Source organism: Streptomyces corynorhini, from assembly GCF_003346515.1.
GTDB lineage: Bacteria > Actinomycetota > Actinomycetes > Streptomycetales > Streptomycetaceae > Streptomyces > Streptomyces corynorhini.
On the sequence record NZ_QQNA01000232.1, the window covers coordinates 1 to 14758 of the forward strand.

Consider the following 14758-nt stretch of genomic DNA (forward strand, 5'->3'; position numbering starts at 1 on the left):
GGCTGGGCGCGGGGACATCGGGGCTCCGGGTGCGGCGGGCGGCTGTCGGGCGGGTGGCGGTCCGGTGCGTGGCGGTCGGGTGCGTGGTGGTCCGGCGGGGCGGCGATCCGGTGGGTTCTCGGGCGGGTGCTGAGCGCGCGCGGACTACAGGATGTCCTCGTCCGTCATCGCGTCCGGCGCCGCCGACTCCCGGGGCGGCCCCCCGTGCGTCCACGGCGTCTCCTCCGGGTCCGGCAGTTTCGGACCGCCCCGCTGGTCGTGCTCGAAGAGCGTCCAGGCGATCAGGTCGCCCTTCTCCGGGACCGAGCCGGGCGCCGGTTCCCTCGTGCGGCCCATGCGGTCGGTCAGCCGCAGGAGCAGCGTGCCGTCCGCCTCGTCCACGGCGCGCACGAACTCGGCCGTCTGCGGCTTGCCGTCCAGCGAGCGGTACACCTTCGTGCGCTCGCCCAGGTGCGGGCGGTCGTCCGTGCGGACCGTGAGCAGCGGGCGCGGGCTGGGGCGCTTGCTCTCGCTGTAGGCCATGACCACCTCCGTGACCTCGGCGAGGAACGCCTCGCCCGAGAGCCGGCGCCCGGCCAGCACCAGCGGGTCGTCCAGGGCCTCCTGCGCCTCCAGCCGGGCCTGCGCGCTCTCCCGGGAGGCCAGCTTCTGGGCCGCCGTCACCGCGTCGTCCCGGCGGGGCTGCGGCGGCTCCCCTGCGCGTACCCGGTCGCGGTGGCCGGTGAACGACCAGCGGTCGCGGGTCCAGCGGTCGGCGACCCTGGGCCCCTCCGGCAGCGCGCGCAGCAGGTCGAGACCGTCCCACACGGCGTCCCAGGTCGGCAGCATGACCCCGGCCAGCAGCTCGCGGATCCGCCGCTCGGCCGCCGTCAGCAGGGCGAGCTGCTCCTCCGCGCCCGGCCCGTCCTCGGCCGCCGCCAGCGCCTGGCGCGCCCGGTCGTAGGACTCGACGGCCGGGGCCAGCAGCCGGTTGTCGAAGGCGGGATCCGTCGCCGGTCCCGCGGGCGGGCACCGCAGCTGTCCCTCCCGGTCCCGGTCCAGCTCCGCGCGCAGCGCCGCCTCCCCGCCGCTGAGTCCCTCCGGCGGTGCGAGCCAGGCCAGGAGCGCGCCCAGATGCTGGTCCTCCAGACTGGACTGGCCCGTCGCCCAGTGCCGGTTCAGCAGATCGGTCGCCGCGAGCAGCAGCGAGGAGCCGGGCACCCGGGCCCGCTCGCCGTAGTGCGTCAGCCAGCGGCCGAGCAGCGGCACCCGGGGCGGAGCGGGATACGGCGTGTCCGGGTCGTCCTCGGCGGTGCGCCGGAACCGCATGGACCGGCCCAGCAGCCGTACGAAGTCGAGGCCGGGGCGGCTCGGCACGATCAACTGCGGCGCGTCCACGCACAGCTCGGCCTCGACCTTGACGCGTTTGCCGGTCTCCGGGTCGCTCTCGCTGCGCTCGGCGGGCTCGATCACCTCGGCGTACGCGTCCAGATACGGCAGGACCGCCTCGGCCAGCTCCGCGAGGAACGCGAACCGCAGATCGCGGTCGCGCGGCTGCGCGACCGTCAGCAGCCGGGGCGCGTCCCGGTCCGTGCCGACCAGCGCGCCGAGCGGCGCACCGGCCTCGCCCGACGTGGTGAGCGGGACGAGGACGAGCGGCCGGTCGGCGACCCGGCGGTGCCGGACGGTCGCCAGCGGCTGGGCCTGCCCGCTCTGTACGGCTTCGAGCCGCGCGAGCGTACTGATCAGTGACATCCGTCCGCCTTCCCGTCCACCGGCCCCGCGGACTTCCCCGCGAGTCTCCCCGTGAGCGCCCCCTCGGCCCGCCCCGCGAACGCCAGCGCCTGCGCCCGCAGCGCCGCCGCTCTGCGCAGCGCCGCGACGGTCGGGTCGGCCGGGTCGCCCGCCTCGCCGTGCGCCGCCGCCAGCACCTCGGGCACGGTGGTCAGGGCGCCCAGCTCACCCCGTACGCTCCGGCCCAGCGCCTCCACCGCGTCCGCCGCGCGGGCCCGGGAGCGGCAGTGGAAGGCCAGCTCGCAGGCGGCCAGGCACTCCGGGGCGTAGGCGGCGCTCACCGACTCGACGGCGCCCGCCAGCTCCTCGCCGGTGCGACGGCCGATGTCGAACGTGGTGCCCTCGGGCAGCGAGTCGGCGATGTCCTCGATCCGGGCCAGCCGGGTCAGCTGGCGGCGCGTCACCGAGAGCTGTTTGCGTACGTCGACGACGGAGGCCGTCGGCAGGTTCGAGAAGTCCTTCGGGCAGACCAGCAGGACGCGGTGGCCGACCTCCGCGCCCCGGGTCAGCTCGGCGACCCGCTCCAGCGCCAGCACGTACACCGCGGCCTGCCGCGCCGCCGCGCCGACCTTCGCCGCGTCGGCCGAACCGTCGATCATCGGGAAGGACTTGATCTCCACGACCGTCCACCGGCCGTCGGGCCGCACCACCACCGCGTCCGGCTCCAGATAGGCGGGCGACCCGGCGACCTCCAGCGCGAGCAGCGGATGGTCGAGCAGCGCCCAGGCCCCCGCCTCGGTCGCCTCGCGCAGCGCCAGCGCCGTGCGCGCCGTCCGGCCCTCGGGACCGGCCGCCGCCAGATCGGGGACGAGCACCTCGTCGGGTCCGGGCACGGGGACGCCCTCGCCGAGCCGGTCGGCGAGGAGCCGCATCAGCTCCGTACCGCCGTCGGCTTTGACCCGGGCCTCGAAGGCGTTCCCGCGCATGAAGGCGAACTGGGACTGGCCGAACGGCGCGGGGGAGCCGAGCGCCGTCGCGAGCGCCGCCTTGTCGACCCCGGCGCCGTCCAGCAGGGCGCGCCGTCGGCAGCCGGGGTTGGCGGCGAGCGCCGCCAGCGCGCGGGCGTCCAGCGGACGTGCCGGGAGCGCGGGACCGCGCAGCTCAGCGAGTCGGCGCCGCAGCGTCGTCGGTGGCCGCGTCGACGACGCCGGTGCTGCTGGTGCGGGTGCGCTGCCCGGGGAATCGCTCACCCGCCGAAGTCTCGCATCCACCGCTGACAATCGGGGCGGAACGCGGTGGCGGGGACGGGGCCTCGGACGCCGCAGCGGTCGCGGAAGACGCCGCGGAAGGCGTCGCGGAAGGCGTCCCCGCCGCGGTCGCGGCGGGGGGTGCCGCCGGGGCCGTGTGCGGTGCGGGCGCCGCCGCGCCCCGGCCCGTCGCCCAGCTCCTGGCGCGGTCGGCCGCCCGCATCGCGGGCCTGGTCAGCGCCGCCCCGGCGGCCATCACCACGACCCCGGCGACCGCGTCGAGGAAGTAGTGGTTGGCGGTCCCCATCACCACGACGGTGATCAGCACCGGATAGGCCACGCCCAGCCACCGCGTCAGCGGAGTGCGCGCGTGCCGCCACAGCAGCACCCCGCACCACACGGCCCAGCCGACGTGCAGACTCGGCATCGCCGCGTACTGATTGGTCATCCCGCCCAGCCCGCGCGGCGCGCTCGCCTCGGTACCCCACCAGCCGTACGCGCTGTACTGCGCCATCGTGTCCACGAAGCCGTGCCCGGCGTCGAGCAGCCGGGGCGGGCAGGTGGGCAGCAGGGTGAAGCCGACGAGTCCGAGCAGAGTGGAGGCCATCAGCCAGGTGCGGGCCGCCCGGTAGCGGGCCGGGCGGCGGCGGAACAGCCAGATCAGCACGGCCGGGGTGAGCAGGTAGTGCAGCGAGGCGTAGGCGAAGTCGGCCGGTATCCCGATCGCGGGGGTGCTGGTGAACAGCCGGTTGAGCGGGTGTTCCGCGTTGAGGAAGAGGGCCTGTTCGACACGGAGGATCGCCAGTCCGTGGTCGACCGCCGTGGTCACGTCGCCACGGGCCAGCAGCCGGCCCCCCGAGTAGGCGCCGTACACGACGACGAGCAGGATCAGCTCCGTCCACCAGCGGGGCCGGGGGCGGGGCAGCGGTCTGCTGGTCGCGCTGGCGCTGTGCGGCATCCGGGACGATCTCCATCATATTTTCGTGCTGCTGTCGGCCGACGTTCAACCGTACGGTGCCTGAAGTCGACTCACTCGGCCGGGTGTACTCCCGAAGTTGTGTTCGACCCGGCGCCTCCCGGACGCACTGTGGGACGCCGGGACGCCCCTGACGGTTGCCTCCGGTTCAGGTGCGTGATGATGGAACGGCACCCGTTGTGAACCCAGGGAGTACCACCATGGCACCGCGTATCCTGCTCGCCCGGCACGGCCAGACGGCCTGGTCGCTGTCCGGACAGCACACCGGCAGGACCGACATCCCCCTCCTTGAGGAGGGGCGGCGCGGCGCCAAACTGCTGGGGGAGCGGCTGCACCATGAGCCGTGGTCGGGGCTGCCGGGCGTGGAGATCCGTACGAGCCCGCTGGCCCGCGCCGCCGAGACCTGCGCACTGGCCGGGTTCGGCGAGCGCGCCGAGCCGTGGGACGCGCTCATGGAGTTCGACTACGGCGGCTACGAGGGCATGACACCCGCGCAGATCAAGGAGGTCCGTCCCGACTGGTTCATCTGGCGGGACGGTGTCCCGGACGGTGAGACGCTGGCGGCGGTCTCCGCGCGCGCGGACGAGGTCGTCGCCTGGGCGCGCTCGGCCGACCGTGACGTACTGGTCTTCGCGCACGGCCACATCCTGCGCGCGATCGGCGCGCGCTGGCTGGGCGAGGACATCTCGTTCGCGGCCCGCATCCGGCTCGACCCGACCTCGCTGTCGGTGCTCGACTGGGCCTACGGCCTGCCCGCGATCCAGGTCTGGAACGACACCGGGCACCTGGCGCCCTGAGCCCGCCGCGCCGCGGGCGCGCCTCACACCCGTACGTTCGTCGACGTGTGCCGCTCCAGGAAGGCGCCCACCTCCGGCAGCCGCCGCTGGGGCAGCAGCACCCGGGCGGTGGAGGCGAGTTTGGTCTGGATACGGGACGACTGGACCTCGTCCAGCAGATCGAGCACCTGGTGGCCCGCCGCCGCGGCCTCGTCCGGCGCCCCGGCGCGCGCCAGATAGGTGGCCAGCTCCGCGCGGTAGAGGGCGAGGTTCCGGGTGAAGTGCGGCTCCTGGAGGACGGTGGCCCGGTACGCGTGCCGGGCCGCCCGCGCCCAGTCGCCCAGCGCCTCGTGGCACAGCGCCTCCTGCGACTCCAGCTCGGGCTCGCCGAAGAAGGACATCCACTCGGGATCGGCGTCGCTCGGCCCGCGTTCGAAGAGATCGTGCGCCAGCGCGAGGGCCTGATCGCACCCCGTACGGTCACCGAGCCCCGCCCACCCGGCCGCCTCCCGCAGCGCGAGCAGCGACAGCAGCCGGTGCGAGCCCAGTGACGCCGCCGCGCGCCGCCCCGCCTGCGCGGTGCGCACGGCCTCCCGGCAGCGGCCCGAATCCCGCGCCAGGAACGACGTGTTGGAGAACGCGTGCGCCTCCAGCGCCTGGTCGCCCGCGATCCGCGCGGTCGCCAGCGCCTCCGCGTAGTACGAGCGCGCGTCGTCCAGGCGGCCCGAGTCGTGCGCCAGCCAGCCCACCGAGATCGACAGCTCGCCCGCGCCCGAGTGCAGCCGGTCGGCGGTCGACTGCCGCGCGGTCGCGCCCGCGTCGAGCAGCGCGTACGCGGCGCGCAGCGGCTGGGCCGCGCGCCGGTAGAGCCCGTCCGCGCCGTGCCGGTCGTCGAGCAGTCTGATTCTGCGTACGGCGTCCTCGACGGCGTTCACCTCGGCCTCGCCGACCCGTCGCGGCGCGGGAATGCCGAGCGGTCCCGGCGGCGCGGGCGCGGCCCCGGCGGGCGTACCGCCGAGACCGAGGGAGGCGGCCACCACCGTGGCGGAGCCGCTCGTCATGAATGCGCGACGCAGCACGTCGCTCTCCTCGCTGGTCTCGCTGGTCTCACTCGTGTCACTGGTGTCACGTGTCCCGCCGGTCCCGCGCGTCCCGCCGGTTGCCCCGGACGCGTCAGGCATGTCGGCCGCGCCGGTGCCGCCGGTGCCGTCCTGGCCCGCGGAACGCGGCGGGGCGGGGCCGGTGCCCCGCGCCGCTCTGCCCCGTACCTCCGCACGCGGCGAGAAGCCCAGGTCCTTCAGGGTCAGCCCGGGGAACATGTGCAGGAATACCCGTTCGTACGCGTAGTTGGGACAGCGGATCTCGCCGGCCTCCACCCGACCGATATAACGTGCGTCGCACGCCACTTGCTCATCGATCTCACGGGCGGCCCTGCGCACGGCCGCCGCGAACTCCCCCGGCGAGCGCTGTGCGCGCAGCCGGCGGAACGCGTGGTTGGGAACTGCCCGAGACGACGCCATGGCCGAGCCCTCTCCTGGTGCAGCCGTGGACGCCACGGGCCCGGTGCCTGGCAGGACATGGTTCCGCGCCGCCCAACTCCGGTTGTTCCGGCGGATCAAGAACGTACCGTCTGTGACGGGCTTTATACATAGAGTTTTGCTACAAAACGGATTTCTCGCCCACGATCCGCCATGAACTGCCATCCTTTGCGGCGGCGTGCCGCCGTAGCTGTTGACGCCGTAACGCGTTGAACCGTATGGAGTCGCCCAGTGCGTCCGCACTCGACGAGGAAGGGTGTTCCCTTGTTGGAGTTGGAGGTCGGTATGGAGTTCAGCGCGCGTTCCGGGGACACCGGGGAGCCCTGCGATCTGGTGACGGTGCCCGCCCGGCAGGGGCTGGAGGCGGTCGACATCCTGCGTCGCGGCGCCACCCCCGCGGTGGGGCCCGTGCTGCACGACGGGCCCTGCGACACCCTCGGCTTTCTCGTGCCGCCCGGCACCGCGGAGGAGTGGGACGTGCCGGGCAGCGCCTGTACGCAGACCAACGGGCGTGGCCTGCGGATCCCCGCGGAGCCGCCCGTCACCGGCTCCGACTGGCTCCTGCCGCCCGACACGGCGGGCCCGGTCACCGATCCCGCGGTGCTGCGGGAGGCGCTGGGGGAGGCGGCGCGGCTGATCGAGGCGGCCGACCGGTGCTCGTAGCGACCGCGGCGCGCGGCGGCCCGCCCGCGGGCCCGATAATGGGCGGGTGGCAAAGAACAGACGCCGTGGGCGCGGCGAGGCCGAAACCGTCGCCGAATCCGTCGCCGAAACTGTCGACGGCGGCGTCGCCGAGCTGATACCCGACCGGGAGCACCCCCGCGCCTGGACGCTGCTGATCGACGGCGCGCCCCAGTCGCACGTCGACCTGGCCGACCCGGCGCGGCTCTCCTTCGAGTACCAGCGCAGATTCGGCCATGTCGCCGACCTGGTCGCCCCGGCGGGCCGTCCGCTGCACGTCGTGCACCTGGGCGGCGGCGCCTTCACCCTCGCGCGCTACGTCGCCGCCACCCGCCCCCGCTCCACCCAGCAGATCGTCGAACTGGACGCGGCCCTCGTCCGGTTCGTACGCGCACGCCTGCCGCTCGACCCGAACGCGCGGATCCGGGTCCGCTCCACCGACGCCCGCGCCGGGCTCGGCAAGGTGCCCGACGGATGGGCGGACCTGGTGGTCGCCGACGTGTTCGGCGACGCCCGCACGCCCGCCCACCTGACCAGCACCGAATTCCTGCGCGAGGTGCGCAGGGCGCTGCGCCCGGACGGCTGGTACGCGGCCAACCTCGCCGACGGACCGCCCCTCGCCCATCTGCGCGGCCAGATCGCCACCGCCGCCGGGGTCTTCGGGCACCTGGCGCTCGCGGCCGACCCGGCCGTGCTGCGCGGGCGCCGCTTCGGCAACGCCGTACTGGTCGCCTCGGACACCGAGCTGCCCGTCGCCGAGCTGACCCGCAGGATCGCGGGCGACCCGCACCCCGGCCGGGTCGAACACGGCCGCCCCCTCACCGACTTCACCGGCGGCGCCCCCGCCGTCACGGACGCGAGCGCGAAGGCGTCGCCGCCTCCGCCGGCCGGAGCGTTCACGATGTGACCCCGACGGCGGTCGTCTCAGCGGTTGTCTCAGCGGTCGCTTCGGTGGTCGCTTCAGCGGTCGTCGAACTCCACCGTCGGCGGATGGTCGTGCCAGGTGCAGAAGACCGACACCTCGCGCCCGTCGCGCGTGAACGTCACCCGGATCCAGAACGGCTCCGTCCACACCTGCATCCGCCAGTCCGCCTCCGGCGTCGCCGAGACCAGCTCCGCCGAGGACTCACCGAGGTCGAGGACGACCCGGCCGCCGTCGACCGCGTAGCTCTTCACCCGGCCCGACGTCGCCTGGGCATCCGCGTCGCCGCCCCCCTCCGGGGTCTGCTCGGGCCCGCCCGGCGCGTCGGCGCCGCCGCTGTTCGGCGGCGCGGACGCCGAGGCCGGAGCGGAGGCGGAGGGCGACGGGGCGGCGGCGGGCGACGACGGCGCGGACCCGGCCGGGCTCGCCGAAGCGCCGCCCGGCCGCCGGGTCGAGGAGGCGACGGGCGCCGGTCCCGGCTCCGCCGAACTGTCGACGGGCAGCGGCAGCGCGCGCGGCGGATCGTACGCCGTGCCCGCCATGACCGTGTGGACGCCCCACCACGACAGGGTCACGGCGGCGCCCGTGGCGAGCAGCCACGCCGTCGCGTGCATGAGTCCTGTGCGCATCGGGGCCATAGTGCACCACAGATCCCCCACCTGTCGCACGGGTCCCGGAGGAAGGCCAACTACCGCCGGTACGACGGCCCGAGCCGGGCCCGAGTGCGCGGAGCGGACATCCCGCGCCCGCCGGATGGCGTACGGTGCCGCCCATGCCCAGTGTGCTCGTCGTCGAGGACGACCAGTTCGTACGCTCCGCCCTCATCCGGCACCTGACCGAGGCCGGTCACACCGTACGGAGCGTCGGAACGGCCCTGGAGGCGCTGCGTGAAGTGGCCCATCTCCGCTTCGACGTGGTCATCCTCGATCTCGGCCTGCCCGATCTCGACGGCGCCGAGGCGCTGAAGATGCTCCGGGGCATCACCGACGTCCCTGTGATCATCGCCACCGCGCGCGACGACGAGTCGGAGATCGTCCGGCTCCTCAACGACGGCGCCGACGACTACCTCACCAAGCCGTTCTCGGTGGAACACCTCTCGGCCAGGATCGCCGCCGTGCTGCGCCGGGCGCGCGCCACCAGCGAGGAGGCCGCGCCGTCGAGCGTCGTACGGGTCGGCGGGCTCGCCATCGATCCGCTGCGCCGCCAGGCCGAGCTGGACGGCACCCGACTCGACCTGACCCGCCGGGAGTTCGACCTGCTGACCTTCCTCGCCAGCCGCCCCGGGGTGGTCGTGGCACGCAAGGAGCTGCTCGCCGAGGTGTGGCAGCAGTCGTACGGCGACGACCAGACCATCGACGTCCATCTGTCCTGGCTGCGCCGGAAACTGGGGGAGACGGCGGCCCGCCCGCGCTATCTGCACACCCTGCGGGGCGTCGGGGTGAAGCTGGAGCCGCCCGTATGAGATGGGCCCTGGTCAAGGTGGTCATCGCGGTGACCGTGATGGTCGTGGTCGCCTTCGCCGTGCCCCTGGGGCTCGTCATCGAGGAGATGGCCAGGGACCGCGCCTTCTCCAACGCCGAACGCCAGGCAGCCGCCATCGGGCCGACCCTCTCCATCACCACCGACCGCAACGCGCTGGAGCGCGCCATGGCCTCCACCCAGGCGGGCGCCGAAGGCCGGATGGCGGTGCACGTCCCGGCCACCGCCGACGGGGACGAGCAGGCCGCCGAAGCCCTGGAGATCGGCACCAGCCGGGCCGCCGCCAAGGATCTGCGCACCGTCCAGCGCACCCCGCGCGCCGCCATGGCGGGCGCCCCCGGCGGCTCCCTGCTCCTGCAGCCCACCGCCCTCGGCTCCGGCCGGATCGCGGTCGTCGAGGTCTACGTGCCGCGCGACGAGGTCACCAACGGCGTCACCACCGCCTGGCTGGTCCTCGCGGGCGTCGGCCTCGCGCTGGTCGTCGGCTCGGTCGCGGTCGCCGACCGGCTCGGCGTGCGGGTGGTCGAGCCGGCGCGCCGCCTCGCGGGCGCCGCGCACGCCCTCGGCGAGGGCAAGCTCGGCGTCCGGGTCCCGGAGGAGGGCCCGGCCGAACTGCGCTCCGCCGCCGTCGCGTTCAACGCCATGGCCGACCAGGTCGTCGGGCTCCTCGCCAACGAGCGCGAACTCGCCGCCGACCTCTCGCACCGGCTGCGCACCCCGCTCACCGTGCTCCGCCTCAACGCCGCCTCGCTGGGCGAGGGCCCGGCCGCCGACCAGACCAGGGCCGCCGTCGCCCAGCTGGAGCGCGAGGTCGACACGATCATCCGCACCGCCCGCGAGTCCACACCGCAGACGGCCCCCGCCGGGCCCGCGGGCGGCTGCGACGTCTCCGAAGTCGTCCGCGAACGCATGGACTTCTGGTCGGCGCTGGCCGAGGACGAGGGACGTACGGTACGGCTCGCGGGCGTCGGCACCCCCGTACGCATCCCGGTGGTGAGGACCGAACTCGCCGCCGCGCTGGACGCGTTGCTCGGCAACGTCTTCCGCCACACCCCGGAGGGCACCGCCTTCTCGGTCGACGTGCACAACGGGGAGGACGCCGTGATCGTCCTCGTCTCCGACGCGGGCCCCGGCATCGCCGACCCGAAGGCCGCCCTCGTGCGGGGCAACAGCGGTGGCCGGGACGGCTCCACCGGCCTCGGCCTCGACATCGTCCGCAGGGTCGCCGAGTCGACGGGCGGCGACGTACGGATCGGACGGTCCGTGCTCGGCGGCACCGAAGTACGCGTCTGGATCGGCCTCGACGGCTGGCGCTCCCCGGCGCAGCCGCGCCGGGGCCACCGGCCGCGCCGCCGCCGACGCGGGACGCCGGGTCCTGGCCGCGCGGACACGGCCCCTGGCCGCGCGGACACGCAGCCGCGTACCGACGCGCGGACCGAGGTTCCGTAGCCTTAGGGGGCGGCCTGGGCCGCCCGCCCCCTAACTCGCCCTCATGTGCCCCTTAAACGATCCCTAAGGACCGCGCCCGCCGCCCGGATCGGGCCGTCCGGCGGGCCGGGACGCGCTAACGTGCGGAGCGAGGACGAAGCGTCCCCGGGCCGCGCGTCCCGGCCGGAAACCAACCCCCCACCCGGCCGGGCCGCGCACCCCGCCCGCCCGGTCGGCTCAGCCGACCGGCACCTCCGGCAGCTCGCCCGTCGCCGCCACCCTCCCGTACCAGAGCGCGCTGGACTTCGGCGTGCGGCGCTGCGTCTCGTAGTCGACGTGGACCGCGCCGAAGCGCTTGCCGTACCCGTATGCCCACTCGAAGTTGTCCATCAGCGACCAGAGGAAGTAGCCGCGCACATCGGCCCCGTCCGCGATCGCCCGCCGTACCGCCGACAGATGCGCGTGCAGATAGCGGATCCGGTCCGGGTCGTGGACCGCGCCGTCGGCGTCCGGCTTGTCGTCGTACGCCGCGCCGTTCTCGGTGATCATCAGCGGCAGGCCGGGCGCCTCCCGGGAGTAGCGCGTCAGCAGGTCGTACAGCCCGCTCGGGTCCACCGACCAGCCCATCCCGGTCAGCTCGCCCGGCGCCCGGTGGAAGGCCACCGACTCGGCGCCAGGCCAGGGCGAGTGGTCGCTCACCCCGTGGCCGTCGTGGCGCTCGGCGGCCGGGTCGGTGGCCTCCGACACCACGGCGGGCTGGTAGTAGTTGACGCCCAGCCAGTCCAGCGGCTGTCGGCACAGCGCCTCGTCACCGGCCCGCACGAAGGACCAGTCGGTCAGGCGCGCGGTGTCCGCGAAGAGATCCTTGGGGTACGCGCCGCCCAGCATCGGGCCCGTGAAGATCCGGTTGGCGAGCGCGTCGATCCGGCGCCGCGCGTTCAGGTCGCCCGCCGACCCCGTACGGGCCCGTACGGCGGCCGGGTTGAGGCTCACCGCCACCTGCCCGCTCGACGGCAGCACCGCGCGCAGCGCCCGCGCCGCGAGACCGTGGCCGAGGTTGAGGTGGTGGGCGGCGCGCAGGGCCGCCACCGGGTCGGTGCGGCCCGGCGCGTGCACCCCGGATCCGTACCCCAGAAAGGCGCTGCACCAGGGCTCGTTGAGGGTGGTCCAGCGCGTCACCCGGTCGCCCAGCGCCTCGCCGACGCAGTGCGCGTACTCCGCGAAGCGGTACGCCGTCTCGCGCTCGGGCCAGCCGCCCGCCGCCTCCAGCTCCTGCGGCAGGTCCCAGTGGTAGAGGGTGAGGACGGGCTCGATGCCGTGGCCGAGCAGATCGTCGACGAGCGCGCGGTAGAAGTCCAGCCCGCGCTGGACGGCGGGCCCGCGGCCGGTGGGCTGCACACGCGGCCAGGAGACCGAGAAGCGGTACGCGTTGACGCCGAGGCCGGCCATCATCCGTACGTCCTCGGCCCGCCGGTGGTAGTGGTCGACGGCTATGTCGCCGGTGTCGCCCCGTTCGGTCTTGCCGGGCGTATGGCTGAACGTGTCCCAGATGGACGGCGTACGGCCGTCCTCCCGGGCCGCGCCCTCGATCTGGTAGGCGGCTGTGGCGGTGCCCCACAGGAAGCCCGGCGGAAAGTTCTCGGACATGATGCAGCTCCCAATGACCGTAGGGATGGGGGGTGGTGGGCGCGGGAGCCCGGGACCTCGGCTCAGCCCTTGACAGCGCCCTGCATGATCCCGCCGACGATGTGCTTGCCGAACAGCACGAAGGCGATCAGCAGCGGCAGCGTGCCCAGCAGCGCGCCGGCCATGATCACCGACTGGTCGGGGATGTAGCCGCGGCCGAGCCCGGTCAGCGCCACCTGCACGGTGGGGCTGCCGTTCTGGGTCAGCGCGATGATGGGCCAGAAGAAGTCGTTCCAGGCCATCACGAAGGTGAGCATCCCCAGCACGGCCATCGCGGGCCGCGCGGCGGGGAAGACGACGTGCCACACGACCCGCCAACTGCTCGCGCCGTCCACGCGCGCCGCCTCGATCAGCTCGGTGGGCAACGCGCCGACCAGGTACTGGCGCATGAAGAACACCCCGAACGCGCTGACCAGGGTCGGCAGAATCACCGACTGGAGCTGATCGGTCCACGACAACTCGGCGACAAGCATGTAGAGCGGTACGACGCTGAGCTGCGGCGGCACCATCATGGTGCCGATCACCAGCAGCAGAAGCAGGTTCTGGAACCGGAAGCGCAGCTTGGCGAAGGCGAATCCGGCGAGCGTGGAGAAGAGCACCGTACCGGCGGCGACGGACCCGGCGACGATCGTCGTGTTGAGCAGCGCCGTCCCCATGTTGGCGTCGGTCCAGGCGATCTCCAGGTTCTTGAGGAGATTGCCGCCGAACCAGAACGGGGGCGGAGTCCGCGCCAGCCGCGTGTTGTCGCGGGACGCGGCGACCGCCGTCCACACCAGCGGGAAGAGCGAGCCCACCGTGAAGAGGGCCAGGACCGCGTAGGTGACGCGCCCGCCGTGCCACTGGCGGCCCGCGCCCTCGCCGCCCCGGCCCGGCCGCCGCTCCCCGGGCCGGGGCCGCGAGGGCGCGGGCCCGTCGGTCGCGGGCCGGTCCCCGCCGAGTCCGCTCTCGTCGAGAGTCCGCGAAGTCGTCGACATGTCTCTCCCCTACGAACTCGTGCGCAGACGGCGGGCGACGGCCCAGTTCACCGCGCCGATGACCAGCAGGATCAGGAACATCGTCCAGGCGATGGCCGAGGCCCGGCCGAGGTGCAGATTCACCCAGCCCTGCTCGTAGAGGTAGAGCCCGAGCGTCTGGAACTGGTGATCGGCCCCGCCGGTCGCGCCCGCCGCCCCGTTGAACAGCAGCGGCTCACCGAACAGCTGGGTCGCCCCTATCGTCGAGACCACGACCGTGAACAGGATCGTGGGCCGCAGCGACGGCACGGTCACATGGATGAACTGCTGGCGGCGCGTCGCCCCGTCCAGCGCCGCCGACTCGTACAGATCGTCGGGGATCGACTGCATCGCCGCCAGATAGATCAGCGTGTTGTACCCGGTCCACCGCCAGATGACGATCGTGGAGACGGCGAGCTGCGAGGTCCACGCGCCGTTCTGCCAGTCGACCGGATCGATCCCCGCCATCCCCAGCACCCAGTTGATCATCCCGTAGTCGCGGCCGAACAGGAGAACGAAGACAAGCGTCGCGGCGGCCACCGAGGTGGCGTACGGGGTGAGCACGGCGACCCGGAAGAACATCGAGCCGCGCAGCCGGTAGTTCAGCAGATGGGCGATGCCCAGCGCCATCAGGAGCTGCGGCACGGTGGAGAGCACCCCGATGGTCAGGGTGTTGCGCAGCGCGTTCCAGAAGAACTCGTCGCTCACCAGCCGGGAGAAGTTCCGCAGCCCCACCCACTCCATGTCGGTGGGCGCGGTCAGCTCCACCCGGTGGAGCGAGGCCCAGCCGGTGTAGATCAGCGGGAAGAGGCCGAAGGCGAGGAAGAAGACGAAGAACGGTGCGACCAGCGCGTACGGGCTCCACCGCACGTCCCGGCGGTACCAGCGGCTGCGCCGCTCCCTGCGCCGCTCCCTGCGCCGCTCCTGACGGCGCGGGTCGCGGTCCGCGTCCGGGGCCGCGCCCTCCTTCCCCGAGGGCGCGACGGCGGGTGCGTCACTGGCCATCGTCACTGGTCCAGTGCGTTGTCGATCGCCTTCACGGCCTTGTTCCAGCCGTCCTTGGGGGAGGTGCCCTTCTGGTCGACCTGGAGCATGCCGACATCGGCCAGGTTCTGGGCGATGATGCCGTCCTTCGGGCCGAGGATCTGGACGGGTACGCCCTTGGCCGCCTGCGAGAAGATCTCACCGATGGGCGCGTTGTCGAAGTACGGGTGCTCGGCCCCTGACACGGCGGGCAGCGCGTACGCGGCTTCGGCGCTGGGGAAGCTGCCGCGCTTCTCGAAGAGGGTCGCCTGCTGTTCGGGCGCGGTCAGCCAGGCG

13 protein-coding genes and 1 pseudogene are annotated in these 14758 nt (G+C 74.0%); 5 read left to right on the forward strand and 9 right to left on the reverse strand.

What is annotated here, in order from left to right:
* Nucleotides 1–144: 144 nt before the first annotated feature.
* The 3 genes from DVH02_RS25880 to DVH02_RS25890 are packed head-to-tail and all read right to left on the reverse strand — an operon-like array spanning nucleotide 145 to nucleotide 3918.
* A complete protein-coding gene (locus DVH02_RS25880) occupies nucleotides 145–1734 on the reverse strand; it encodes a hypothetical protein (RefSeq protein WP_114626268.1) in 1590 nt (529 codons plus the stop codon).
* Nucleotides 1725–2963: a hypothetical protein gene (locus DVH02_RS25885; protein ID WP_233518459.1), complete on the reverse strand. Its 1239-nt coding sequence runs from the start codon at nucleotides 2961–2963 to the stop codon at nucleotides 1725–1727. The genes DVH02_RS25880 and DVH02_RS25885 overlap by 10 nt, the downstream gene beginning before the upstream one ends.
* The gene (locus tag DVH02_RS25890; RefSeq protein ID WP_114626269.1) at nucleotides 2875–3918 is read right to left on the reverse strand and encodes a phosphatase PAP2 family protein; all 1044 of its coding nucleotides are present in this window, start codon (nucleotides 3916–3918) and stop codon (nucleotides 2875–2877) included. Before DVH02_RS25890 ends, DVH02_RS25885 begins: the two co-directional genes overlap by 89 nt.
* 218 nt (nucleotides 3919–4136) lie before the next feature.
* Here DVH02_RS25890 and DVH02_RS25895 point away from each other — a divergent pair, with 218 nt between their 5' ends.
* Complete coding sequence (locus DVH02_RS25895; RefSeq protein ID WP_114626270.1) at nucleotides 4137–4733, forward strand: histidine phosphatase family protein; 597 nt, start codon at nucleotides 4137–4139, stop codon at nucleotides 4731–4733.
* Nucleotides 4734–4756: 23 nt separating this feature from the next.
* Here the strand turns inward: DVH02_RS25895 and DVH02_RS25900 are convergent, their stop codons facing one another.
* Nucleotides 4757–6232, reverse strand: coding sequence for a tetratricopeptide repeat protein (locus DVH02_RS25900; protein WP_114626271.1), 1476 nt, complete (start codon nucleotides 6230–6232; stop codon nucleotides 4757–4759).
* A 303-nt stretch (nucleotides 6233–6535) separates the two neighbouring features.
* Here DVH02_RS25900 and DVH02_RS25905 point away from each other — a divergent pair, with 303 nt between their 5' ends.
* Together DVH02_RS25905 and DVH02_RS25910 are read left to right on the forward strand one after the other, a co-directional pair.
* On the forward strand, nucleotides 6536–6913 hold the full coding sequence (locus DVH02_RS25905; protein WP_114626272.1) for a hypothetical protein: 378 nt from the start codon (nucleotides 6536–6538) through the stop codon (nucleotides 6911–6913).
* A 46-nt stretch (nucleotides 6914–6959) separates the two neighbouring features.
* Nucleotides 6960–7838, forward strand: coding sequence for a spermidine synthase (locus tag DVH02_RS25910; protein ID WP_114626273.1), 879 nt, complete (start codon nucleotides 6960–6962; stop codon nucleotides 7836–7838).
* A 53-nt stretch (nucleotides 7839–7891) separates the two neighbouring features.
* Here DVH02_RS25910 and DVH02_RS25915 read toward each other — a convergent pair whose 3' ends face one another.
* Nucleotides 7892–8482 carry a hypothetical protein gene (locus DVH02_RS25915; protein WP_407697679.1) on the reverse strand — a complete coding sequence of 197 codons (591 nt, stop codon included), beginning with the start codon at nucleotides 8480–8482 and terminating at the stop codon, nucleotides 7892–7894.
* Between the two features lie 143 nt (nucleotides 8483–8625).
* On the opposite strand from DVH02_RS25915, the gene DVH02_RS25920 reads away from it, so the two are divergent.
* Both DVH02_RS25920 and DVH02_RS25925 read left to right on the forward strand, forming a co-directional pair.
* Nucleotides 8626–9315, forward strand: coding sequence for a response regulator transcription factor (locus tag DVH02_RS25920; RefSeq protein WP_199566415.1), 690 nt, complete (start codon nucleotides 8626–8628; stop codon nucleotides 9313–9315).
* The gene (locus DVH02_RS25925; protein WP_114626276.1) at nucleotides 9312–10781 is read left to right on the forward strand and encodes a sensor histidine kinase; all 1470 of its coding nucleotides are present in this window, start codon (nucleotides 9312–9314) and stop codon (nucleotides 10779–10781) included. The genes DVH02_RS25920 and DVH02_RS25925 overlap by 4 nt, the downstream gene beginning before the upstream one ends.
* A 216-nt stretch (nucleotides 10782–10997) precedes the next feature.
* Here DVH02_RS25925 and DVH02_RS25930 read toward each other — a convergent pair whose 3' ends face one another.
* The 4 genes and pseudogenes from DVH02_RS25930 to DVH02_RS25945 all read right to left on the reverse strand — a co-directional run.
* Complete coding sequence (locus DVH02_RS25930; protein WP_114626277.1) at nucleotides 10998–12407, reverse strand: GH1 family beta-glucosidase; 1410 nt, start codon at nucleotides 12405–12407, stop codon at nucleotides 10998–11000.
* A gap of 62 nt (nucleotides 12408–12469) precedes the next feature.
* A complete protein-coding gene (locus tag DVH02_RS25935; protein WP_114626278.1) occupies nucleotides 12470–13420 on the reverse strand; it encodes a carbohydrate ABC transporter permease in 951 nt (316 codons plus the stop codon).
* 9 nt (nucleotides 13421–13429) lie between these two features.
* Nucleotides 13430–14443: a carbohydrate ABC transporter permease gene (locus DVH02_RS25940; protein WP_114626279.1), complete on the reverse strand. Its 1014-nt coding sequence runs from the start codon at nucleotides 14441–14443 to the stop codon at nucleotides 13430–13432.
* 2 nt (nucleotides 14444–14445) lie between these two features.
* Nucleotides 14446–14758 (reverse strand): annotated as a pseudogene (locus tag DVH02_RS25945) (carbohydrate ABC transporter substrate-binding protein); the annotation flags it as partial.

What these genes read in the sequence shown, in the direction of transcription:
- DVH02_RS25880 (WP_114626268.1), bottom strand. Translation starts at nt 1,734, where the DNA reads ATGTCACTGATCAGTACGCTCGCGCGGCTCGAAGCCGTACAGAGCGGG.
- DVH02_RS25890 (WP_114626269.1), bottom strand. Translation starts at nt 3,918, where the DNA reads ATGCCGCACAGCGCCAGCGCGACCAGCAGACCGCTGCCCCGCCCCCGG.
- DVH02_RS25895 (WP_114626270.1), top strand. Translation starts at nt 4,137, where the DNA reads ATGGCACCGCGTATCCTGCTCGCCCGGCACGGCCAGACGGCCTGGTCG.
- DVH02_RS25900 (WP_114626271.1), bottom strand. Translation starts at nt 6,232, where the DNA reads ATGGCGTCGTCTCGGGCAGTTCCCAACCACGCGTTCCGCCGGCTGCGC.
- DVH02_RS25905 (WP_114626272.1), top strand. Translation starts at nt 6,536, where the DNA reads ATGGAGTTCAGCGCGCGTTCCGGGGACACCGGGGAGCCCTGCGATCTG.
- DVH02_RS25915 (WP_407697679.1), bottom strand. Translation starts at nt 8,482, where the DNA reads ATGCGCACAGGACTCATGCACGCGACGGCGTGGCTGCTCGCCACGGGC.
- DVH02_RS25920 (WP_199566415.1), top strand. Translation starts at nt 8,626, where the DNA reads ATGCCCAGTGTGCTCGTCGTCGAGGACGACCAGTTCGTACGCTCCGCC.
- DVH02_RS25925 (WP_114626276.1), top strand. Translation starts at nt 9,312, where the DNA reads ATGAGATGGGCCCTGGTCAAGGTGGTCATCGCGGTGACCGTGATGGTC.
- DVH02_RS25930 (WP_114626277.1), bottom strand. Translation starts at nt 12,407, where the DNA reads ATGTCCGAGAACTTTCCGCCGGGCTTCCTGTGGGGCACCGCCACAGCC.
- DVH02_RS25935 (WP_114626278.1), bottom strand. Translation starts at nt 13,420, where the DNA reads ATGTCGACGACTTCGCGGACTCTCGACGAGAGCGGACTCGGCGGGGAC.
- DVH02_RS25940 (WP_114626279.1), bottom strand. Translation starts at nt 14,443, where the DNA reads ATGGCCAGTGACGCACCCGCCGTCGCGCCCTCGGGGAAGGAGGGCGCG.